The sequence below is a fragment of the Pseudomonas sp. M1 genome (genome assembly GCF_022760135.1).
GTDB classification, from domain to species: Bacteria; Pseudomonadota; Gammaproteobacteria; order Pseudomonadales; family Pseudomonadaceae; genus Pseudomonas; species Pseudomonas citronellolis.
Genome location: NZ_CP094343.1, coordinates 2189813 through 2210414 on the forward strand (window position 1 = coordinate 2189813; position 20602 = coordinate 2210414).

Below are 20602 nucleotides of genomic sequence, written 5' to 3' on the forward strand. Positions count from 1 at the left end.
TGTGCGGATGCCGAGATGGGACTTATATAGCGCACGACATGCTGACTCACCACGCTAAACCTCCAACCTAAGCCCCCTTAGGAGCTATTGAACAGCGCAAGCCTCCTATTTGATCTGCGTCGATATGCGTGCAACCCATCAGTTTGAGGATATCTCTTTGCACTTGAACCGCGCTGCAGAATACGCCAAGGGTATGCTTCTGTTACCTTGGCTGTGAGCTACTAGTGCAGCGGGAGACAAGGATGCTACGCACACATTTCACACCAAGTTATGTTGCTTACGTACATGCCCGGTTCGCGATGGACGTCCTTGATGCGCTCGGGGTGGTAGTGATCCTTGATGCAGCCAGCCGGAATATCCTCATGGATGACATAGCAGGGGGGTGAGTCCATGCCGAGGCGCTTACCTGTCACGTTCTGCCCCCACGCGGACAAAATCATGTTCGCGACTTCAGTTCTCTGCTTTGGGCGGATAAGGGCAAAGGGGATGTCCACTTCAAGAACGGTGGGCACGCCAATCTCGCGAAGCCTCCAGCGATAATCCTCTCCATATAGGTCAAAGCGGGTCAGCCTGGCAGCCAGCGACATTAGGTATTCGCTGCCATTGATGGAGTAGTGTCCGAAGTCATCAAGCATTTTGCGATCGTCCCCGGTCAGCCAGATTTTCCCTTTCTCACTGGTGCTCCGGCTGCCCAGCTCATCGATAGCTTTCTGGAGTTGATTGGGATCGACGTCGTGGAACAGCTCTCGAAATCGAGTCTGGATTCGGTCTGGCTGATGTCCTTGTAGGCCATGCTCGTAGTAGGAACGGGTGTTCTCAGGGCGGCAGCCATGAAACGCTTTCACATAGCTGTAATAGCTCGCCAGCAATTCACAGAAGGCGGGTACGAGTTCTTCGTGGTTAGGCAGCCAAGACAGATCATCTGACCAACATTGTGGCCGTTTGCTCTCAAGGTGTCGGCGCAGGGCAGGATCTAACAGCTCACCTGCGTAGAAACGAATCGAGCCGAGCCAACTACGGCGATTACGCCAGTCAAGTGTCCGTTGTTTCATCTGCTTTCCTTGAGTAAGGCCGGAGCTTTGGGGGAGCGCGTTACAAGCGATCCAGGGCGGCCGAGGGTAGGGCAATCGCGCTTTGATGCAGCGAAGAGCAACGCAGAGCCGTGACTGACTAATAGCCCAAACACCGTGCTCGAAAGTGCACGGTAATGGGGGCTGGCAGCATCAGGAAGCTTGAGCGATATCCTCCTCAAGCTCCCGAACGGCCTTAGTAACTTTGATTTCAAAGAGCCGTTCAACGCGGGCATCGGACATTTCCCGCACTTCGTCGCCGATCCAAATCGCCAGTAGCGACCTCTTCTGATCAATGTCGAGATCATCCAGATTGGGAATGTAGGAGTGGCTCTTAGGTTTGCCTCGCTTCAGCTCATAGAAAGTCTTGATAAGTGACTTCGTCTGAATCTTTCCTTCTAGGGAGAAGCGCTGGGTGAGCTTGCGAATGGTGTGATTGACCGATCGCAGCTGCGTCGTCGAAGTAATCTGGGAAAAGTAAGATGCCCAGCCTCGTCGTTTGCCCTCAAAGAAACAGCCGGTGATCCGCAGGTTGACCTTCCACTCGCAGTAGGCCCTGGCTCGCTGTAGGTCTCTATTCGAGTGGGAGGCGGCGACCTTGTGCCGGTAGGCGGTGAAAATCTTCGCGAGGGAGGACTCAAACCTGAGGATGCTCTCGTGGCGAATCTTGATCTGATCGCCGTCGATCTGGTAACCCAGAAAACTGAAAGGCTCAGTGAGATCCGCCACTTTCGACTTGGATTCAGGGCCGAAGTCGTGGGGCGAAAGCCCGAGGCCTTTCAAGGCCGCGATGAGATCATCAGCCACGCGTTTGGCCTTGCCCTTCGGCGCCAAGATCAGGATGTCGTCGACATAGCGCTTGTACCAGATGCGTCGACGGGCCTTGAACTCTGCATCGATGTCCTGAAGGGCGATTTCAGCAAGCAGGTTTGAAATGGCAAGTCCTTGAGGAACACCGAGAGTCGAGTCGGGCGAGTCCTTTCGGCCCTTGGATTCGGGCACTGTCGGTGTGATGATTGCTGATTCGATCAGGTGCCGGAATTGAGGCTTGCGCACCTTTTTCCAGATCGTCGACTTGATCAGGGAGTGGGGAATTGACGGGTAGAAATTCTTCAGATCGACCTTGGCATATTCTGCGTATTTGCCTGACTTCAGTCCTTCCTTCAGGTCATCGATGACTTCTTGGGGCAGCGATAGCTTTGCCGCAGGAAAGACCTCCGCAAGACTGTCGCATAAAGCTCGCAACACGATCCTGTCTCGGGCCGTTGGAATCGAGATCTGTCGAGGGGTGGAGGTAGCGCCCTTGAGGATCAACTTCTCTTTGTACGCAGTGAAGCGATACGTCCCCTCATGAGCCTTGCGAATGATGAAGTCGAGCACCTCACTCAGGTTTTCATCCAGCTTGGCGGGCCGCATACGATCAAGGCCAATAGCTCCTGACATTTTGATCTTTTCGGTATAGATCCGGAACAGTGGCTTGCGGGCAAAGTGTTTGTTGAAGCTATGCGCAGCGCTCATATGACTGACCGAGCGTTAAGGCCCACGATCAGCGGCAGGGCGTACAGCGCTGTGGTCATGATTAGGCGAATAGAAAGCCAGTAGAAGGCGTACGTGTTCTCAAAGACTGTTGGATGGCGACTGCTGAGATTGTTGGCGAACACCCGGGCGATACGGTCGTCGACTTCCGTGTGGTTCTCGCATTCAGCCAAAAGGTCAGCGTACTGGCTAATCTGTGTCGGCGTTGGAGGATTGCCGGCAGCCTCCTCAGCAACCAGTACATTGTAGAGGTTTTGCAATTGCAGGTAGTTATTGCGCATCGCCATGGCACGACCTCGGAAGTCGCGGTTGGTCACAGCGAGGGATACCCCAAGCAGTGCAACAGAAAGCACGGTGGCCATAACATCGGTGTCAGGACCAAGGATGTGAGGGTAGCGAATGGTCAGTACGCAAAGAACCGTACTGAGGATTGCATACCAGACAAGTAGCGTTTGAGAGTGGAAGTCCAACCACTCCAAGCGCTTATGTGCTTGGATGCGCGCCTTGAAGGTAAACCAGACCTTGTCCTTCACCTGTACCTCTCCTTAGAAATGGGGGAAGAAGGCAGGAGGATTTGAGTAACATTGAACATCCCCCAGGGGATCAGTGAGCGTGCGCTCAACGGTCGAAACCGTTCATTATCAGAACCACCCTCGTGTGAGCGAGAGGAAGAACCTGCCTCTTCCTGGGTGATTCTACAATGCCATTATCCGCACTGGAAAGGAGGGTGCCCCGGAGCGGGATGGGTTGACCACTACAGGGTGTGGGCCAGTGACGCGGAAATCGCGTTATCTATGAGAGGGATTTTGATGTCAAAAGCAGAGCAAGCTTTCCAGTACTCGATTAAAGACGCCGAGGAGCTCCTAGAGCACTTTGACTCACTCAACGCCAACCCACCACCGGCCAATGCTGAGATACTCAAGCGTGCGGGCCTAGTAATGGCCCTGACTGCCTGGGAAACCTATGTTGAAGATCGGGTCACCGAAGCGCTGGCGATCCAGCTCAAGCTGATCAAGGGAAGCAGATGTGGAGACTTTATGGCCGAGAAGCTGGAGAGCGAGCTCAAGCGTTTTCACAACCCTGATTCAACTAAGACTAAGCAGCTGTTTCTGGACTACCTCGGTGTTGACGTCACCGCCAGCTGGGCCGGTATGAGCACTGATGCGGCAGGAAATAGAAAGGCGCTTGATACTTTGATCAGCAAGCGGGGCCAAGCTGTGCATCGATCCAAGGTACAGAGCACGGGGGCGCCAGCGGCTCATTTGGTCAAGCGGGAGGAGCTTGAAAAGGCTATCCGCCTCATCAAGCTGCTTGTAGAAAAGACGGATAATTGCCTTGATGCGAACATCTGAGCAATCCACTCGAGTGACTAGGCTAAGGCCAGCATTCGAATCACCACGAGTTTTCTAGACACTTTTCAGGCTCTTTGCGTAACGTTTTTCAAACTCTATCTCGTAGGCACCTCTGACGGCTTGCTATGGCCGATAGTGGCCCGTCGTCACCGACTGAAAACGGCCCAGACCGTGTAAAAACGCAGCGGCTGATAGATAGCTGGTTTTTGGATCGCTTTAGCGACGCCCAGCGGCCTCCTGGACGCTTGGTGTGCCCGTCCAAGGCATTCAGTTGATTCGAACAAGTGCAACCCCACAGTGTTGTACAGCGAGTGCAGTTGGCAGCCAATGAGGTTTCAGGCCTTCATCGCTGCCATCAGCGCACTATTGCCCAGCAGGTTCAGCACCCGTTTGAAGTTGTAGGCGAGCACATGCAGGCTCATTTCCGTGCTTACCCGGTCGAGCGTTCGGGTGAGGAAATGGGTGGCGCCCATCCAGGCCTTCAGCGTGCCAAATGGATGCTCCACCGTCTGGCGACGGATGCGCATCATCTCCGGTGCCTGATCCAAGCGGGACTGCATATCCTCGAGCACCGCCTCATGTTCCCAGCGACTCACCCGGCGCTCTGAGCTTTGGAGTGCAGCACTCTTTCAATGTGCAGCCTTGGCAATGCTAACTCCAGTAACGGTGCAGCTTCAGACCTTTCTCGACGCTGGAGTAGCGCCAGATCAGGCTTTGCCCTGCCGGGCAGCGGTACTCGTTCTTGGCTGCGTCATAGATGAAATCACCTTTGCCAAAGCGGCCCGCTGCTGTCGCCCCCGAAGTCAGTGTCTTGGGTACGAAAACAGTGATTCCAACCTCCTGGCACGCCAGGATTTCTTCACCTTTGAAATACCCTCTGTCGGCGACCGCTGAGAGTACCTCGACACCCATGGCTGCTCGCGCTTGCTTGGCCATCGAGCTCAGTTGGTCTCGATCGACGCCGTCGTTTGTGACCTCGTGGGTCACGATCAGGTGGTGCTTCGCGTCGACCGCTGCCTGCACGTTGTAGCCAACCATTCCGCTGCCACGGGTCTTCATTGAGCGGGCATCGGGATCAGTCAGGGAGAGCTGTTTATCCGGTGCTTCGTTGAGCTGAACCTCGATTTCCTTGAGCTCCTGCATCTTGGCTTTCAAGGTCTCGATCTTGTCGCGGAGACGTTCGGCTTTAACCTGGGCAACGGCAAGCTCCTGACGATCTGCAGTGTCCAGCGCAGTGAGGTAGCGGCTGAGGCTGGACTCGATCTCTTCCATCCGACGTTTCAGCTTGGCACTGGTGAAGTTGCGGTGACCGCCTTGAATCGGTGTACGCCAGCTACACCAGCATCTTCCAGCCGCAGAGCTATCGCGACCGCAACGGTTCGCCACTCGATCCGCGCGAAGGCGACAACTATGAGATCGGCCTGAAGAGCGAACTCTTCGATGGCCGCCTGAACACCGCTATCGCCCTGTACATGATCAAGCAGGACAACCTGGCCGAATCCGATCCGGGGCAGATCGTCCCCGGCACCGACGGCGAGACGGCCTATCGCGCCGTCTCCGGCGCCAAGACCAAGGGCTTCGACCTGGAAGCCAGCGGTGAGCTGCTGCCGGGCTGGAACCTGACCGCCAGCTATAGCCACAGCGTCACCAAGGACTCCGATGGCGAGCGTCTGAATACCGTGGCGCCGGCTGAGATGTTCAAGCTGTGGACCACCTATCGTCTGCCCGGCGAGTGGGAAAAGCTCACCGTGGGCGGCGGCGCCAATTGGCAGAGCGGCATTCACTTCACCGCCACACCCTGGCAGCTGGGGCAGACGGTGAAGGCCAAGCAGGAGCAGTACACCGTGGTCGATCTGATGGCACGCTACCGCTTCACCGAGCAGGTTTCAGCGACGCTCAACGTCAACAACCTGTTCGACAAGAAGTACCTCAGCGCGCTGGATACCACCTTCTACGGTGGCTACTACGGCGACCCGCGCAACGTGATGCTGACCACCCAGTATCGCTTCTGAGGCAGTGCCGCTCCCCGCAGACGGGCGCTTGCCAGATCTGCGGGGAACAGGCTGAGCCGGGCTGGCAGGTCTCCCCGGCATCGATGGTGCGCGCAAGGCCCGCCAGCGTGGCCAGGTCTTCCAGCGGCAACTGCTCAGAAGTGGTAGTTCAGCGTCGTCATGAGGTTGCGCGGCGCGCCATAGACACTCCAGCTATCGGCGTAGCTGTAGTAGGTGCGGTCGAACAGGTTGTTGACGTTGACTGCGACGTCCAACTGGTTGGTGACCGCGAAGCGAGCCATCACATTGACCAGGGCATAGCTACCTTGCTCGAAGGTATGCAGGTCCTGGCCAATCTTGCTCTGCCAATTCACCCCGCCACCGAGGGTCAGGCGATTCCAGGCGCCAGGCAGGCGGTAGCTGGTGAAGGTCTTCAGGCTGTGCCGCGGGATGTTGGTGACGATGCGCTCATCATCCTGATCACGGCTGACGCTGTAGGCATACCCTGCGGAGGCGTTCCAGCCATCGGCCAGCTCACCGTTCATTTCCAGTTCCAGGCCTTCGGTGGTGGTGCCCTTTTCCGGGTAATAGGTATCGAACTGACCTGCGTATACCGCGAGGTTGTCCTGCTCGATGCGGAACAGCGCGAGGCTGGCGTTCAGGCGTCCATCCAGTGGCGCAGCCTTGATGCCCACTTCGTAGCCTGTACCTTCCTGCGGGTCCAGCGGTTTGCCGTCCAGCCCCTTGATGCCATAGGCCTGCGGGTTAAAGATTTTCGTGTAGCTGGCGTACGCCGACCAGGTGTCGTTCAGGTCATACACCAGCCCGGCATAGGGCAGGAATACGCCATGGCGATTCTCTTCGTTACTGGTGGGCGTGCCCTCGTAAGGAGTGTTGTCGCTGCTGCGTTTCCAGTCGGTGACGCGGCCGCCCAGCAGCAACTTGAGGTCATCGCGCAGGTTCCAGCGGCTGGTGGCGTAGGCGGCGTATTGGTTTTCCTCGATCAGGTTCTTGCCGATCGGGCTGGTGTCCGGTCGCGGTGCCGCGCCGGACCACTGGTGGATGTTGCCGATGCTGCCGTCGTAGCCGGTCCATGGGCCATACCAGCCGCCACGGTCCGGTGTGCTTTCGCGGTAACGCGACAGGGTGATGCCGGCGATCAGCTCGTGCTCGCGGCCGAGCAGGCTGAAGGGGCCGGTGAGGTAGGCGTCCAGGTTGTTTTCCCGCGGTGTTCCGGACCAGCGGTTGGGGTACAGGTAGGCGCCGGCGCCGGTCGCTTGATCGATTTCCCCATTCATGTAGTTGATCAGTTCGTCGAACTCGTACTCGGTGTGGCCAAGTTCCGCCTTGGCGCTCCAGCCATTGTCGAACTGGTGTTCGAGCGAGACGAAGACATTGCTCTTGTTCACGTCGAAGTACGACCAGTCTGGCGAGCTGCTGGCAGAGCGGGAGAAGTCGGTCTTCTGGCCATTGGAGTAGAACGTCTGCAGACCGGTACGCAGAGGCGAGTCGGCCTGGTTCTTCTGCACGCTGAAGCCCGCCGTGAGCAGCGTGGCATCGTCCAGGTCGAACTCGGTGAGGGCATAGACGAGCTGGTTGTCCTGCTTGTAGCGATCGACCCAGGAGTTCTGCGTCTTGTAGTCCAGGACCAGGCGCCCGCGCACGTTGCCGGTTTCGGTAAGCGGCCCGGAAACATCCATGCCCAGCCCGTAGCGGTCCCAGCTTCCGGCTTCGGCACTCAGGTTGGTCTGAGCTTCGGCCGTCGGACGCTTGCGAATCATGTTGATAGTGGCCGATGGCGTGCCCAGGCCACTGATCAGGCCGGTGGCGCCGCGCACAATCTCGATGCGGTCATACATCGCCGTGCTTTGCGAAAAATTGCCCAGCCGTGAGGAGCTGGGGACGCCGTCGACTTCGAAGTTGTTGATCTGGAAACCGCGCGACCAGTAAGTGTCGTTCTCGGCGCCGACGCCAACGCGGGATACGGAGATGCCCGTAGTCGCCTCCATGACTTCGGTGAGGTCATTCAGGTTCTGATCCTTGATGCGCTGGTCGGTCATCACCGTGATCGACTGCGGCGTATCGCGAAGCGCCAGGTTGAGGCGTGTGGAGCTGCTCGACGAGGCGGTCGTGTATTCGCCGCTGCCTTCGGTGACGGAGCCCGGTGCCTTGCCGGAGATGGTGACCGAGCCCATTTCCAGCGCACCTTCGGCAGCGGGGGCGGAGAAGATGATCCAATGGCCACTGGCGTTTCTTTCGGCGGCCAGACCGCTGCCGCCCAGCAGGTAGTCCAGGCCGTCCTGAATGCCGAATTCGCCTTGCAGGGCAGGTGCTTGCTTGCCCTGCGTCAGGGCGGGGTCGAAGGGCAGGGTGATGCCGGCGACCTGTGCAAATCCGTTGAGGGAATCTTCCAGCGAGCCGGCGGGCAGGTCGTAGCGGCGCAGATCGGCTTGCTCGGCTTGCACGCTAAAGCTGGGCAACGACGTGGCGGCGGCGCTACCCAGCAGGATGGCGCGCAGGGTGAGTGCGAAGGTGGTGCGACGCGGCACTCGTGGCGGCGAGAAACGAGAGGGCATGGATAACGAGCTCCTTGGCAATGGCAGTATGTTTTCCTGTTTGCCGAAGGGCTCGGATAAAGCCGTAATCAGTATTGAGAATTTTTTGCATCTCTCTCAGCGAGCGGTCACTCGTGTCCACAGCGGGGTAAAGCGCTGAATGCGCAAAGGCATTGAATCGCCGAGAGCATCCAGGGCTTGGTCGATGTGGTCGAGCTGAAACACGCCAGAGACTTCCAGCCCGGCAATCGCTGGATCGCAGCTGAGCCAGCCGTGCCGGTAGCGCGCCAGTTCTGCGAGCAGCTCGGCCAGACGCATGCGTTTGGCGACGAGCAGGCCTTGAATCCAAGCGCTGCTGTTCATGGCAGGGCTCACGACGTTGTGGCTGCCATCGGCGCTGATCAGGTATTCCTCACCCGCCAGCACCCGAATGGGTTGCGATCCGGCGCGATGGATGGCGACGATGCCTCCCTCGACCCGCAGGCGTGTCCCCCGGGCCTCCTCGCGTACTCCGAAGGCAGTGCCGATGGCCTGTAGCTGTGCGTGCCTGCTGTCGACCCAGAGGCTGCGATATCCCTCCGGCGCAGCGATATCCTTGCCGGTGTCGATGAAAATCTCGCCGCGCAGCAACTGGACCGTTCGGCGCTGCTTGGAGAAACGCACATCCACCGCGCTGGAGGTATTGAGCTGCAGGCGAGTGCCATCGCTCAGCAGGAACTGCCGGTGTTCGCCTACGCCGGTGCTGTAATCCGAGGCCCAGTCTGCCGGCGAGTGCTCGCGCAGCCCCCAACCGCCCAGGCCGGTGATCGCCACGCCAAAGCCGAGCATCTTGAGAGCCTGGCGGCGGCCATGGCGTTTGCCCTGCAGGCGCTGCAGGGCGTCTTGCGCGACGCTGCCGGGAGCCTCGGCCAGTCGCCGGAACGCGGATTCGCTGGTCTGTAGCGCCTGCCAGGCGGTTTCATGCAGCGGATGGGCGTGTCGCCACTGTAGGCATGCCGCTTGCGTGTATTCATCGGCGTAGCCCGACTGCAGACGAACCAGCCAGCCAATAGCTTGGTCGAGTACCGCATCGGGCAGATCGTCGGGGGAATTGGCGTTCATCGTTGGGCGAGGAAACAGTGGCGGATGGCGGTCGCCATGTACTTCTCGACTGAGCTGAGGCTGACGCCCAGGCGGATAGCGATCTCTTTGTAACCGAGGCCTTCCAGGCGAGACAGCAGGAAGGCCGTGCGCACCTTGGGCGCCAACCCATCGAGCAGGGCGTCAATATGCGCCAGGGTTTCCAAGAGGATCAGTTGATGCTCCGGGGAGGGCACTTGCGCTTCGGGCAAGTGAGCGATGGCCTCCAGGTACGCCTGCTCGACCCGTTGCCGGCGCAACCGGTCGATCAGCAGGCCCCGGGCGACGACACTCAGCCAGGCGCGGGGCTGTCGGATGTCCTGCAAGGGTGCCGGCTTGCCGAGGATGTGGAGGAAGGTGTCCTGCGCCAGGTCCGCCGCGCCCTCGCTGTGGCGCAGCCGCTTGCGCAGCCAACCCAGCAGCCAGGCATGGTGATCGAGATACAGGGCTTGGATATCGACGTGGCGGGTGGCGGAGGCGGGCGGAAATGGCAACGCGAATCCTTGCGTGATAACGACTTGCAGGTGAGAAGTTATCTCATCTTAAAAGAGTTGGTCGGACTACCGCAAGAAAAGTGGCGTTTCGCCAGAATGCTCAGGCGCACCGAGCCGCTTGCCCCTTCAAGCGAAGTCTTCTGGCCAACTGTTGTCGACGGCTTGCACCAAGAGCGGGTGCCAGCGAGGGGCTGGTGGATCAGTCGACAACGCGCCCATTGCGCAGCTGGACTAGCTGGTCGGCGTGGTGGAAGAACCGATCATCATGGGACACCACGATAAGGGCCTTTCCCTGGCGCTTCAGGTCCGGCAGTAGTTCCTCGTAGAACACCCGGCGGAAGGTCGGATCCTGGTCCGCCGCCCATTCGTCGAAGAGCATCAGCGGCCGCTGTTCGAGGAAGGCATGTACCAGCGCCAGCCGTTTGCGCTGGCCCACCTCCAGGTGCAAGTCCAGCGGGCCGAGGTGGAAGGTCGGCTGGCCAGCGGAGTCGAGGTGCGTATAGCTGACATCGCGCAGTTCGAGCGCTTGCAAAGCGGGGAAGACACCGGTCGGCCGCTCGCTCAGCAGGTCGGGTTCGTACTGGGTGAAGTCGGCGAGCATGGCAGCGATTCGGCGGAAGGCAACCTGGGCCTGGACCGCGGCGGGCAGGCCGCTGGCCACCTGTTCGATGGGGCCGCGGACGAACAGCATGACCAGCACGAAGGCGATCAGCACGCCTTGCTCCAGCTCCAGCCGCGTTCCCAGTATCGAATTGCCCGCGGTTCCTGCCCATGGCGGTCCCATTGCCGGCCTGGCGCTAGGAGGACGCTTTGTTGCCTGGCTACTGCTGGCGGACAGCGTGCGCGCGGAGTCCGCTGAAGTCTTGCAACAGCTCCGGGAGCTGGGGCTGGGACGTCAATTGCTGCTGACCGGGGACCGCCGCGACTCCGCCGAGGCAGTGGCTGCGCAAATCGGCGTTACTCAGGTGGTGGCCGAGGCGCTACCTGAAGACAAGTTGCGCCACGTGAATGAGGAGCTGGCGACCGGCTTTCGTCCGCTGGTGGTTGGCGATGGCATCAACGACTCACTGGCGCTCAAGGCGGGCGTGGTCGGTGTGGCCATGGGGGCAGGGGGCGCCGACATCGCTTTGGCGGCGGCGGATATCGTGTTGATCAATGGCGATCTGCGGCGCCTGGGGACTTGTATTCGCCTGAGTCGCCTGTGTCGGCGCACGCTGCAGATCAACGTCATCATCGGCCTGGGCTGGACACTGGCGATTGTGCTGGCTGCCGCCTTCGGCCTGCTGGCTGCGGCGGGCGCCATGGTGACGGCACTGCTGCATAACCTCAGCACTTTACTCGTGCTGGCCAATGCCGGGCGGCTGTTGCGTTATGACGAAACGCTTTCCAACCCCAATGAATCGGCCGCGCAAGTTTGATGCAATGTCCAGTGGAGCCCGCTCACTGTGGCCTCCAACTTGCGGCGCTCGCGTGTTGCGAGTCTGGCATTACTCACTGGCATCGACCCTCGCCCCTGGTGGTATGACCTCTGTGTACGTCTCCTTCTGGCCGATTTCTGCCCCTTTCGACAGGCTGCTTCTGGTCTGGTGACCATGGTTCGTTTGCTAAGGACGGATCCTGGTCACCGTAGGCTTGCAAGTTGGATTTACTCTCGCAACTCAACGGCTTATCTCGCCAGGTTTCCAGAGAACTTCCCAGTCTTGCTGGTGATCTGGAGCAAACGCAAGCATATGGGTGTAGACGTACCAAGTAGGCGTTGACTAACGATGCGGGGATCACGCTGTCTGCGTTTCCCACCCAATGCCGCGGTGGTATTGCTGAGTCCAACGGATCCTGCGAACCGTCGAGGGGCGAGAGCCCTTTCATTAATGCTGTTGCCAGGACGCAAGAGGCGCTCTCTGACTCAGCACAGGGAGTCGTTGATGGCTTTCGCTATTTCCTTGTCTCGCGCGAATTGATTAGCAGGGCTTATATACTCTTTAAGGATCCATTAGCTATTCGGCCGAGCTCTGATTCGCCATCATAGCAGCCATGAAAAACGCTCCCTCACTCTCCTGGCATCCGTCGCGCCACAGGACCTCGATGCTCCTCGCCAGCGCCTGCCTGGCCCTGGCGGTGGGCATACCTGGTGCCTTGGTGGCCTGGGCAGCGAGCGACACCTCGTCCGCGCCCTCCAAGGAGTTCCCCATGAAGATTCGCCTGGTCGTCGGTGAGCAGGTCGCCACTGCCACCCTGTATGACAACCCCACCGCCAAGGATTTCGCATCGCTGCTGCCGCTGTCCTTGACGTTGACCGACTACGACACCATCGAGCGCGTCTCCGATCTGCCGCGCAAGCTCTCCACGCAGGGCGCCCCTGAGGGCATGACTCCCGTGGCCGGCGAACTGACCCACTACGCCCCCTGGGGCAATCTGGCGATCTTCATCAAGCCGCGCGCCTATTCGCGCAGCCTGCTGCCGCTGGGCAAGGTCGATGAAGGCCTGTCCATCCTGTCCCGGCCCGGTCCCTACAAGGTGCGGATCGAGCGCGTCGAGCCCTAGACCCTATCCCCGTGACAGCCAGCTGCGTGAAAGACATCCCCATCATGACCAAGACCCTCGAGACGAGCGACATCGCCACGCCGGATAGCCTGGGCGTGAGTCGTCGCACCCTGCTCAAAATGACCGCCACCGGAATCGCCGCCGTGGGTGTCGGCGCCATTGCCAGTGGTCCGGCCATGGCGCAGTCGGCCGTGAAGCTCAGCGACAGGTGGGATAAGGTGTTTCCCAGGAGCGACAAGGTCGACCACCGGAAAGTCACCTTCAAGAACCGTTATGGCATCACCCTGGCGGCCGACCTGTACCAGCCGAAGAACGCCAGCGGCAAGCTCGCGGCGCTCGCCGTCGGCGGCCCGTTCGGCGCCGTGAAAGAGCAATCCTCGGGGTTATACGCGCAGACCATGGCCGAGCGCGGCTTCATCGCCCTGGCCTTCGACCCGTCCTACACCGGCGAAAGCAGCGGCGAGCCGCGCAACGTCGCCTCGCCGGACATCAGCGTCGAGGATTTCAGCGCCGCGGTGGACTGCCTGGGCCTGCTACCCAATGTCGACCGCGAACGGATCGGCATCATCGGCATTTGCGGCTGGGGCGGCATGGCCTTGAGCGCCGCCGCCGTGGACAAGCGCATCAGGGCCGTCGTGGCCAGCACCATGTACGACATGAGCCGCGTCATGTCCAAGGGCTACAACGACAGCGCCACCCTCGAACAGCGCACGCAGACGCTGGAGCAACTGAGCCAGCAGCGCTGGAAGGACGCGGAAAGCGGCACCCCTGCGTACCAGCCGCCCTACAACGAACTGAAGGGGGGCGAGGCACAGTTCCTGGTCGAGTACCACGACTACTACCGGACTCCGCGCGGCTATCACCCGCGCGCGGTCAACTCCGGCAACGCCTGGACGATCACCACGCCACTGCCGTTCATGAACCTGCCGATCCTCACCTACATCAAGGAGATTTCGCCGCGGCCAATCCTCCTGGTTCATGGTGAGAACGCGCACTCGCGCTACTTCAGCGAAACCGCCTACGCGGCGGCGGCAGAGCCGAAGGAACTCATGATCATTCCGGACGCCGTCCACGTGGACCTGTACGACCGGATGGACAAGATCCCGTTCGACAAGCTGATGGCGTTCTTCCAGAAGAACCTGGCCGCGTCGGCGTAGAGCCAACGGGGCGCGCGAAACGCCCCTCGTGCCTGAACCCCCTGACCGCGCTGTCCCGGTGGACGGCGCGGTGTTTCCTATCGAGCGACAAAAGAAAGGCATTCCATGACCACCACCGCCATCGACGCCCCCAAGGGCTCCGACACCCTTCGCGAGCACCAGGAGACGCCAACATCCTGGAGCGGCGTCTTCGCCCTGGCCGTCTGCGCCTTCGCGCTGATCGCCTCCGAGTTCCTGCCCGTCAGCCTGCTCACGCCCATGGCAGCGGACCTGCGTGTCACCGAAGGCATGACCGGCCAGGGCATTGCCATCTCCGGCGTCTTCGCCGTGCTTACCAGCCTGTTCATCTCGGCGCTGGCCGGCAGCCTCAACCGCAAGACGCTGCTGCTGGGCCTGACGTTGGCGATGGGCATATCCGGCGCGATCGTCGCGCTGGCGCCGAACTACGTCATTTACATGGTTGGCCGTGCGCTGATCGGCGTAGTCGTCGGCGGCTTCTGGTCCATGTCGGCGGCCACGGCCATCCGCCTGGTGCCGACGCGCGATGTGCCGCGCGCCCTGGCCATCGTCAACGGCGGCAACGCGCTCGCCACCGTGGTGGCCGCGCCGATGGGCGCCTACCTGGGCACCGTCATCGGCTGGCGCGGTGCGTTCCTGTGCCTGGTGCCGGTGTCGCTGATCGCGCTGGCCTGGCAGTGGAAGACCTTGCCATCCATGCCGGCCGCGGTACGCGCATCCGGCATCGGCAACGTGTTCAAGGTGTTCACCCTGTTCAAGCATCCGGGTGTTGCCATGGGCATGCTGGCGAGCAGCCTGCTGTTCATGGGGCAGTTCGGGTTGTTCACCTACGTGCGGCCCTTCCTGGAAACGGTCACGGGCGTGCATGGCTCCGCCATCTCCCTGATCCTGCTGGTGATCGGCGCGGCCGGCTTCATCGGCACCGCGCTCATCGGCCGTGTCCTGCAGCGGGGCTTCTACCAGACGCTGGTCGTCATCCCGCTGCTGATGGCGGCGACGGCCCTGGCACTGGTCGCCTTCGGCGGCTGGACCACCGTCGTCATCGCGTTGCTCGCGCTGTGGGGCCTGACCGGCACCTCGGCGCCCGTGGGCTGGTGGGCCTGGATCGCCAAGGTGTTCCCCAGGGATGCCGAGGCCGGTGGCGGCCTGTTCGTCGCCGTGGTCCAGATGTCCATCGCACTGGGCTCCACCGTTGGCGGCCTGCTGTTCGACCACAGCGGCTACCGCAGCACCTTCATCGCCAGCGCCGTGCTGCTGGCGATCTGCGCGGTGTTGACCCTCATGACCGCGCGCCGGTCCGCGGCACACGGCTGATCGATCCCGCGGGACACTGCCATGAAAAAAGCCACGCTCTGATGTCTCAACGAAGACCACGGCATCAGCCAGCTCCATAGCGACGGCGACACGCCCGCCGCCCATCGCCAGACAGCCCGCACACAGGAGAAAGTCTATGACCGTCAAAGCCTACGGCGCCTATGCCAGCGATCGTCCCCTCGAACCGATCGACATCACCCGCCGTGCTCCCGGCGCCCACGACGTACAGATCGACATCGCCTATTGCGGCGTATGCCACTCGGATTTGCACCAGGTTCGCTCCGAATGGGCAGGCACGCGCTATCCCTGCGTACCGGGCCACGAGATCGTCGGTCGCGTCTCGGCCGTGGGAGCACAGGTCTCGAACTTCAAGCCGGGCGACCTGGTCGGCGTAGGCTGCATTGTCGATAGCTGCAAGCACTGCGAGGATTGCAGCGAAGGGCTGGAAAACTACTGCGACCACATGGTCGGCACCTATAACTTCCCGACAGCCGATGCGCCGGGCCACACCCTGGGCGGCTATTCCCAGCGGATCGTGGTGCATGAGCGCTATGTGCTGCGCATCCGGCACCCCGAGGCGCAACTGGCCGCCGTGGCGCCTCTGCTGTGCGCTGGCATCACCACCTATTCGCCGTTGCGCCACTGGAAGGTGGGGCCTGGCCACAAGGTCGGGGTGGTCGGCATCGGCGGGCTAGGGCACATGGGCATCAAGCTGGCGCATGCCATGGGCGCGCACGTGGTCGCGTTCACCACCTCCGACTCCAAGCGCGAGGCGGCCAGGGCCCTGGGGGCCGACGAGGTGGTGGTCTCGCGCAACCCCGGCGAGATGGCGGCGCACGGCAAAAGCTTCGACTTCATCCTCAACACCGTGGCCGCGCCGCACGACCTGGATGCGTTCATGGTGCTGCTCAAGCGCGACGGCAGCATGACGCTGGTAGGGGCCCCGGCCACACCGCATCCGCCCGTCGAAGTATTCAACCTGATCATGAAGCGCCGCGGCCTGGCCGGCTCGATGATCGGCGGCATTCCCGAGACCCAGCAGATGCTGGATTTCTGCGCCGAGCACGGCATCGTCGCGGACATCGAGATGATCCGCATCGCGGAAATCGACGCGGCCTACGAACGCATGCTCAAGGGCGACGTGAAGTATCGCTTCGTCATCGACTGCGCTTCGCTCGCCGCCTGAATCATCCCATCGCAGCAACTCCGGGAGACACGCATGCACTACACGCACCTCGGCCGTACCGGCCTCAAAGTCAGCCGCATCGCACTGGGCACCATGAACTTCGGCGAGCTGGCAGACGAAGCCACCAGCTTCAGGATCATGGATGAGGCGCTCGGCGCCGGCATCAACCTCTTCGACACAGCCGACGTCTATGGCGGGCCGCAGTCGCCGGACATGGCCAAGGGCTTCGGCACGTCCGAGGAGATCATCGGCAACTGGCTGGCGCAGGACAGATCGCGCCGCGACAAGATCGTGCTGGCCACCAAGGTCTATCAGCCGATGGAGACCGGCTCCAACGACAAGTACCTGTCGGCCTACCACATTCGCCGTGCCTGCGAGGCGAGCCTGAAGCGCCTGAAGACAGACCATATCGACCTGTACCAGATGCACCACATCGACCGGGCAACGCCCTGGGAGGAAATCTGGCAGGCGATGGAGCAACTGATACGCGAAGGCAAGATCACCTATGTCGGCTCCAGCAACTTCGCCGGCTGGGATATCGCCACCGCACAGTTGACCGCCGCTTCGCGCAACCTGCTGGGCCTGGCGTCGGAACAGAGCCTGTACAACCTCACCCAGCGCACCATCGAGCTGGAAGTGATTCCGGCGCTGCGCCACTTCGGGATAGGCCTGATCCCGTGGAGCCCGATCGGCATGGGCCTGCTGGGCGGTGTGCTGCGCAAAGTCGCCGAGGGGCGCCGGGCCACTCCGGCTCTGCAGCAGCGGATCAACAAGCTGCGCCCGCAACTGGAAGCCTACGAGGCGCTGTGTGGCGAACTGGGTGAGCCACCTGCGGTCGTGGCGCTCGCCTGGTTGTTGCACAACCCGGTCGTCACTGCCGCAATCAGCGGCCCGCGTACCGTCGAGCAGTTGCAGCAGAGTCTCGATGCGCTGTCCCTGAAGCTTTCGGACGAGACGCTGGCCAGGCTGGACGAGATCTGGCCGGGACCGGGTGGCGAGGCGCCAATGGCCTACGCCTGGTAGGAGCGATGTCGTTCTAGGCCTTCTTTCCCCGCGGGCGAGTGAAGCGCAGCGCGTTGACGACCAGCGAGAAGGCTGGCGATGGCTGCCGCCGGCTGGGGTAGTACAGGTAGTACCCCGGGAAGGGGGCGCACCAGTCTTCCAGCACCCGGACCAGGCGGCCGTCTTCAATGTGGGGGGCGAATTCTTCTTCCGGTAGCCAGGCCACTCCCAACCCTGCCAAAGCGGCATCCACGATGTTGGGCGAGGTATTGAAAGTGAGCTGGCCATCGACGCGGACATTCAGCGTGTGCCCGCGTCGCTCGAATTCCCAGACATAAAGCCCTCCACCGGACTGCATGCGCATGTTGATGCACTTGTGGTTCATCAAATCCCGCGGGTTCGCAGGTTCGGGATGTTCGGCGAAGTAGGCTGGAGAAGCCGCGACGGCCATGCGGATCGGCGGTCCGATGGGCATCGCGATCATGTCCTTGTCGATGGTGTCCCCCAGGCGCACACCGGCATCGAAACGATCCGCCACTATGTCGCGGAAACCGTAGTTCACATCGAACTCCATCTTGATGTCGGGGTACTCGAGCAGCAGGGGCGTCAGCTTGGGCAGCAGCGTGGTTCGCAGGACATGATCGCCACAGGTGATGCGTACCGTACCCGCAGGCTTGTCGCGCATCTCCGTCAACTCCTCCAGCTCCGCATCGATTTCATCGAAGCGGTGGCCGATGGCCTGCAGGAGCCGCTCGCCGGCTGCCGTGGGGGAAACGCTGCGGGTGGTGCGAGTGAGCAGCCGGATCTGCAGCCGTGCCTCCAGGCCGCTGATCGCCTGGCTGAGCGCCGATTGGGTGACGCCCAGCAGGGCCGCGGCGCGGGTGAAGCTACCTTCGCGTGCGACCGTGACGAAGTAGAGGAGGTCGTTGAGGTTGCGTTTGATCATGGTCCGGCTTGCAGTGAATTGATAAGCATATCTAATATTTTATTGGCGAATTAATCAGTCGATCAATCGGCCGACCGGAGATCTCGTGCAAGGCTTCTCCAGGTCCTGGGGGAGGGGCTCTCCCTGGGCAATCCGCGTGGTCACATTCCCTGCTTTTCAATACGTGTCTTGGCTTGTGCCACGCCGAGCGTGGAGGGGAGGGCAATGCCGTTCTTGGCCGCAAGGATCTCGGCCATCACGCTCATGGCGATTTCGGCAGGGGTCTTGCTGCTTATGTAGATGCCTACCGGCGCGTACAGCCGTGCCAGCGAGAGCGAGTCCGCGGAGGCGTAGAAATGCTCTATCAGGCGCTGCCGTCGGCTCTCGGTGTTGCGGCGCGAGCCAATGGCGCCTACGTAGAAGGCGGGACCATCGAGGGCTTCCAGCAGGGCCAGGTCGTATAGCTTGGGGTCGTGGCTCAGGACCACGATGCAGGTGCGCGTGTCGGGCCGCATGGCACGGACTGCGTCATCGGGCATTTCCCTGGTGACTTGCACGCCGGTCACGGACCAGGTGTCGAGATATTCGCCATTTCCCCATCCCCGTAGGCGCGGGTGTATCGGTGGATCAGGTCGTCCTCGATGCCGCCGCCCGACACCGAGCCGACACAACGGCTATCCTCGCGCAGAGCCATCATGGACCCGACGGGGCGGGGCGAGGAGCCCCAGGTCCTGACCACTGTCGCCAGCAACAGCCGATGCTCGGCCGCAAGCCAGTCGCGGGCGGTTCGCAGGACGCGCACGTCAACGCTTTCCAACTACTGTTCCCCTACCCGGCCGGCTGGACCTCGGAATAGCGACAGCAGAAGCCAGGAGCGCCGTTCTAACCCAAAGCCGCCTTCGAGGCGGTTTTCATCGCGCCGCGCTCCTCGTAGGAGCGAACTTACTGGCGTTGGCACGCGGCGCTGTTCACCCGGCTGCGGGCCGTCGTCATCCACCTCAGCGCCGGCACGACCGCCACGGTCAATATCGAGGCGGATGCCGCGCGCTGAAGGCCGTCACCAGAGTGCGAGGGTGTAGTCGATATTCACCCGCAGCTCGTTGTCGTCGCGGTGCGTGGCGCCGGGCGCGAAGTCGTTGCGGTACCAGGCGTGGCGCACACGCAAGGCCACGCCCTTGAGGCTGCCGCTCTGCACCGTGTAGGACAGTTCGAGGTCCTTCTCGCTCTCGCTCAGGCCGCTGCCGCCGAATTTCGCCAGCTCGATATTGCCGCCGCGCACATAGCGCAGCATGCCCTTTAGCCCGGGCAGGCCGGCGCCGGCGAAGTCCTGGTCGAACTTCACCTGCCAACTGCGCTCCTTGGGGTTGAGGAATTCGGAACTGAGGGTGCCCTCGGTGATCACCAAGGTTTCGGTGCCGTACAGGTATGGCATCCCGGTGGCGCCATCCAGGTGCGAGTAACCTAGCCCCAGGCTATGGCTGCCCCAGGCGTAGGTCAGCATCAGGGCCGCGTTGCGGTTGTCCACCTTGCCGCCCCTGGCCGCACCGTCCTCGCCGGTGACGAACAGGCGGAAGTCGCTCTTGAGCCGGCCCGGGCCCAGCGCGCGCTCGTCGACGAAGCCGAAGTAGTCCTTGCGGTACAGCTGGTCTACCTCGGCGTGGTAGTACTTCAGCGTCAGTTGCTTCGACCAGGCGTAGTCGCCGCCGAGGAAGGTGAACCTGTCCGAGGTGGCGGCGCCGTTGAAGCGGCCGTTGGGCGCGCTGATGCGCATCTTCTCGTAGTTGGTGGCGTCGCGCAGGTTGATGCGGTCCATCCATCCGGCATGCAGGCTCAGGTCGTCGATGTCCGTCGAGTGCAGATAGACGCCGCGGAAGGTCTGCGGCAGCAGGCGTGTGGGGGCGCCGAAGGCGATCGGCAGGAAGGTGCTGATGGTACCGGCCTGCAGTTCGGTCCGCGAGATGAGCAGCTTCGCCGTCAGGCCCAGTTCGGAATAGTCGTCGGCCGGCTCGCGGGTAGCCGGGTCGAAGGGCAGCAGGCCGGTACCGGCGCGGTCCGGCGAGGAGTCCAGCTTCAGCCCGAGCATGCCCTGGGCGTCCAGGCCGAAACCTACCGGGCTTTCGGTGAAGCCCGACTTGAAGTTGAGGATGAAGCCCTGGGCCCACTCGCGGGCGGCGGCCTGCGGGGTTTCGCCCAGGTAGTTGCGGTCGAAGTAGTAGTTGCGCAGGACCAGGTCGGCATGGCTGTCGTCGATGAAGCCCGCGGCGCTTGCGCTGCAGGCGTAGGACAGGGGCACAGCCAGGCACAGCAGGGCGTGGGATGCCTTGTGCATGATGCTCTTCACT

Annotated in this window: 15 protein-coding genes and 4 pseudogenes; 8 read left to right on the plus strand and 11 right to left on the minus strand. The window is 61.7% G+C overall.

Features of this window, described 5'->3' with window-relative positions:
* Window positions 1-245: 245 nt before the first annotated feature.
* From PM1_RS10020 to PM1_RS10030, 3 genes are all read right to left on the minus strand, one after another.
* Window positions 246-1052: a hypothetical protein gene (locus PM1_RS10020; RefSeq protein WP_009617041.1), complete on the minus strand. Its 807-nt coding sequence runs from the start codon at window positions 1050-1052 to the stop codon at window positions 246-248.
* A 171-nt stretch (window positions 1053-1223) separates the two neighbouring features.
* Window positions 1224-2588 (minus strand): RNA-directed DNA polymerase, encoded by a 1365-nt coding sequence (locus PM1_RS10025; protein ID WP_009617042.1) that lies wholly within the window; start codon window positions 2586-2588, stop codon window positions 1224-1226.
* The gene (locus PM1_RS10030; RefSeq protein ID WP_009617044.1) at window positions 2585-3139 is read right to left on the minus strand and encodes an SLATT domain-containing protein; all 555 of its coding nucleotides are present in this window, start codon (window positions 3137-3139) and stop codon (window positions 2585-2587) included. The genes PM1_RS10025 and PM1_RS10030 overlap by 4 nt, the downstream gene beginning before the upstream one ends.
* 276 nt (window positions 3140-3415) lie before the next feature.
* Between PM1_RS10030 and PM1_RS10035 the strand changes: the two genes are divergently transcribed.
* Window positions 3416-3958, plus strand: coding sequence for a HEPN domain-containing protein (locus tag PM1_RS10035; protein ID WP_009617046.1), 543 nt, complete (start codon window positions 3416-3418; stop codon window positions 3956-3958).
* A gap of 335 nt (window positions 3959-4293) precedes the next feature.
* On the opposite strand, the pseudogene PM1_RS10040 reads toward PM1_RS10035, so the two are convergent.
* Window positions 4294-5263, minus strand: a pseudogene (locus tag PM1_RS10040) (IS1182 family transposase); the annotation flags it as partial.
* 17 nt (window positions 5264-5280) lie between these two features.
* Between PM1_RS10040 and PM1_RS10045 the strand changes: the two are divergent.
* A complete protein-coding gene (locus PM1_RS10045; RefSeq protein WP_009617053.1) occupies window positions 5281-5970 on the plus strand; it encodes a TonB-dependent siderophore receptor in 690 nt (229 codons plus the stop codon).
* A 134-nt stretch (window positions 5971-6104) separates the two neighbouring features.
* Here PM1_RS10045 and PM1_RS10050 read toward each other — a convergent pair whose 3' ends face one another.
* The 4 genes and pseudogenes from PM1_RS10050 to PM1_RS31315 all read right to left on the minus strand — a co-directional run.
* The gene (locus PM1_RS10050; RefSeq protein ID WP_009617056.1) at window positions 6105-8525 is read right to left on the minus strand and encodes a TonB-dependent siderophore receptor; all 2421 of its coding nucleotides are present in this window, start codon (window positions 8523-8525) and stop codon (window positions 6105-6107) included.
* A 96-nt stretch (window positions 8526-8621) separates the two neighbouring features.
* On the minus strand, window positions 8622-9605 hold the full coding sequence (locus PM1_RS10055) for a FecR domain-containing protein (protein ID WP_009617058.1): 984 nt from the start codon (window positions 9603-9605) through the stop codon (window positions 8622-8624).
* On the minus strand, window positions 9602-10117 hold the full coding sequence (locus tag PM1_RS10060) for a sigma-70 family RNA polymerase sigma factor (RefSeq protein ID WP_009617060.1): 516 nt from the start codon (window positions 10115-10117) through the stop codon (window positions 9602-9604). Before PM1_RS10060 ends, PM1_RS10055 begins: the two co-directional genes overlap by 4 nt.
* A gap of 199 nt (window positions 10118-10316) precedes the next feature.
* Window positions 10317-10559: pseudogene (locus PM1_RS31315) on the minus strand (cyclic peptide transporter); the annotation flags it as partial.
* Window positions 10560-10878: 319 nt separating this feature from the next.
* Between PM1_RS31315 and PM1_RS10070 the strand changes: the two are divergent.
* From PM1_RS10070 to PM1_RS10095, 6 genes and pseudogenes are all read left to right on the plus strand, one after another.
* Window positions 10879-11535 (plus strand): annotated as a pseudogene (locus tag PM1_RS10070) (HAD-IC family P-type ATPase); the annotation flags it as partial.
* A gap of 769 nt (window positions 11536-12304) precedes the next feature.
* Window positions 12305-12658 carry a cyclophilin-like fold protein gene (locus PM1_RS10075; RefSeq protein WP_024128613.1) on the plus strand — a complete coding sequence of 118 codons (354 nt, stop codon included), beginning with the start codon at window positions 12305-12307 and terminating at the stop codon, window positions 12656-12658.
* Window positions 12659-12834: 176 nt separating this feature from the next.
* A complete protein-coding gene (locus PM1_RS10080; protein WP_218585329.1) occupies window positions 12835-13815 on the plus strand; it encodes an alpha/beta hydrolase in 981 nt (326 codons plus the stop codon).
* Between the two features lie 105 nt (window positions 13816-13920).
* On the plus strand, window positions 13921-15147 hold the full coding sequence (locus PM1_RS10085) for an MFS transporter (RefSeq protein WP_009617069.1): 1227 nt from the start codon (window positions 13921-13923) through the stop codon (window positions 15145-15147).
* A gap of 136 nt (window positions 15148-15283) precedes the next feature.
* Complete coding sequence (locus tag PM1_RS10090) at window positions 15284-16333, plus strand: NAD(P)-dependent alcohol dehydrogenase (RefSeq protein ID WP_009617070.1); 1050 nt, start codon at window positions 15284-15286, stop codon at window positions 16331-16333.
* Window positions 16334-16366: 33 nt separating this feature from the next.
* Complete coding sequence (locus tag PM1_RS10095; protein ID WP_009617072.1) at window positions 16367-17356, plus strand: aldo/keto reductase; 990 nt, start codon at window positions 16367-16369, stop codon at window positions 17354-17356.
* Window positions 17357-17369: 13 nt separating this feature from the next.
* On the opposite strand, the gene PM1_RS10100 is transcribed toward PM1_RS10095, so the two are convergent.
* From PM1_RS10100 to PM1_RS10110, 3 genes and pseudogenes are all read right to left on the minus strand, one after another.
* The gene (locus PM1_RS10100; protein ID WP_009617074.1) at window positions 17370-18281 is read right to left on the minus strand and encodes a LysR family transcriptional regulator; all 912 of its coding nucleotides are present in this window, start codon (window positions 18279-18281) and stop codon (window positions 17370-17372) included.
* A gap of 140 nt (window positions 18282-18421) precedes the next feature.
* Window positions 18422-19077 (minus strand): annotated as a pseudogene (locus tag PM1_RS10105) (XdhC family protein).
* Between the two features lie 240 nt (window positions 19078-19317).
* Window positions 19318-20589, minus strand: a complete 1272-nt coding sequence (locus PM1_RS10110; protein ID WP_009617078.1) for an OprD family porin — start codon at window positions 20587-20589, stop codon at window positions 19318-19320.
* Between the last annotated feature and the right edge of the window lie 13 nt (window positions 20590-20602).

Bases quoted from the DNA above. Each gene is read 5' to 3' on its own strand.
- PM1_RS10020 (WP_009617041.1), bottom strand. From the start codon at position 1,052: ATGAAACAACGGACACTTGACTGGCGTAATCGCCGTAGTTGGCTCGGC.
- PM1_RS10110 (WP_009617078.1), bottom strand. From the start codon at position 20,589: ATGCACAAGGCATCCCACGCCCTGCTGTGCCTGGCTGTGCCCCTGTCC.
- PM1_RS10055 (WP_009617058.1), bottom strand. From the start codon at position 9,605: ATGAACGCCAATTCCCCCGACGATCTGCCCGATGCGGTACTCGACCAA.
- PM1_RS10050 (WP_009617056.1), bottom strand. From the start codon at position 8,525: ATGCCCTCTCGTTTCTCGCCGCCACGAGTGCCGCGTCGCACCACCTTC.
- PM1_RS10035 (WP_009617046.1), top strand. From the start codon at position 3,416: ATGTCAAAAGCAGAGCAAGCTTTCCAGTACTCGATTAAAGACGCCGAG.
- PM1_RS10100 (WP_009617074.1), bottom strand. From the start codon at position 18,281: ATGATCAAACGCAACCTCAACGACCTCCTCTACTTCGTCACGGTCGCA.
- PM1_RS10080 (WP_218585329.1), top strand. From the start codon at position 12,835: ATGGCGCAGTCGGCCGTGAAGCTCAGCGACAGGTGGGATAAGGTGTTT.
- PM1_RS10090 (WP_009617070.1), top strand. From the start codon at position 15,284: ATGACCGTCAAAGCCTACGGCGCCTATGCCAGCGATCGTCCCCTCGAA.
- PM1_RS10085 (WP_009617069.1), top strand. From the start codon at position 13,921: ATGACCACCACCGCCATCGACGCCCCCAAGGGCTCCGACACCCTTCGC.
- PM1_RS10075 (WP_024128613.1), top strand. From the start codon at position 12,305: ATGAAGATTCGCCTGGTCGTCGGTGAGCAGGTCGCCACTGCCACCCTG.
- PM1_RS10025 (WP_009617042.1), bottom strand. From the start codon at position 2,588: ATGAGCGCTGCGCATAGCTTCAACAAACACTTTGCCCGCAAGCCACTG.
- PM1_RS10095 (WP_009617072.1), top strand. From the start codon at position 16,367: ATGCACTACACGCACCTCGGCCGTACCGGCCTCAAAGTCAGCCGCATC.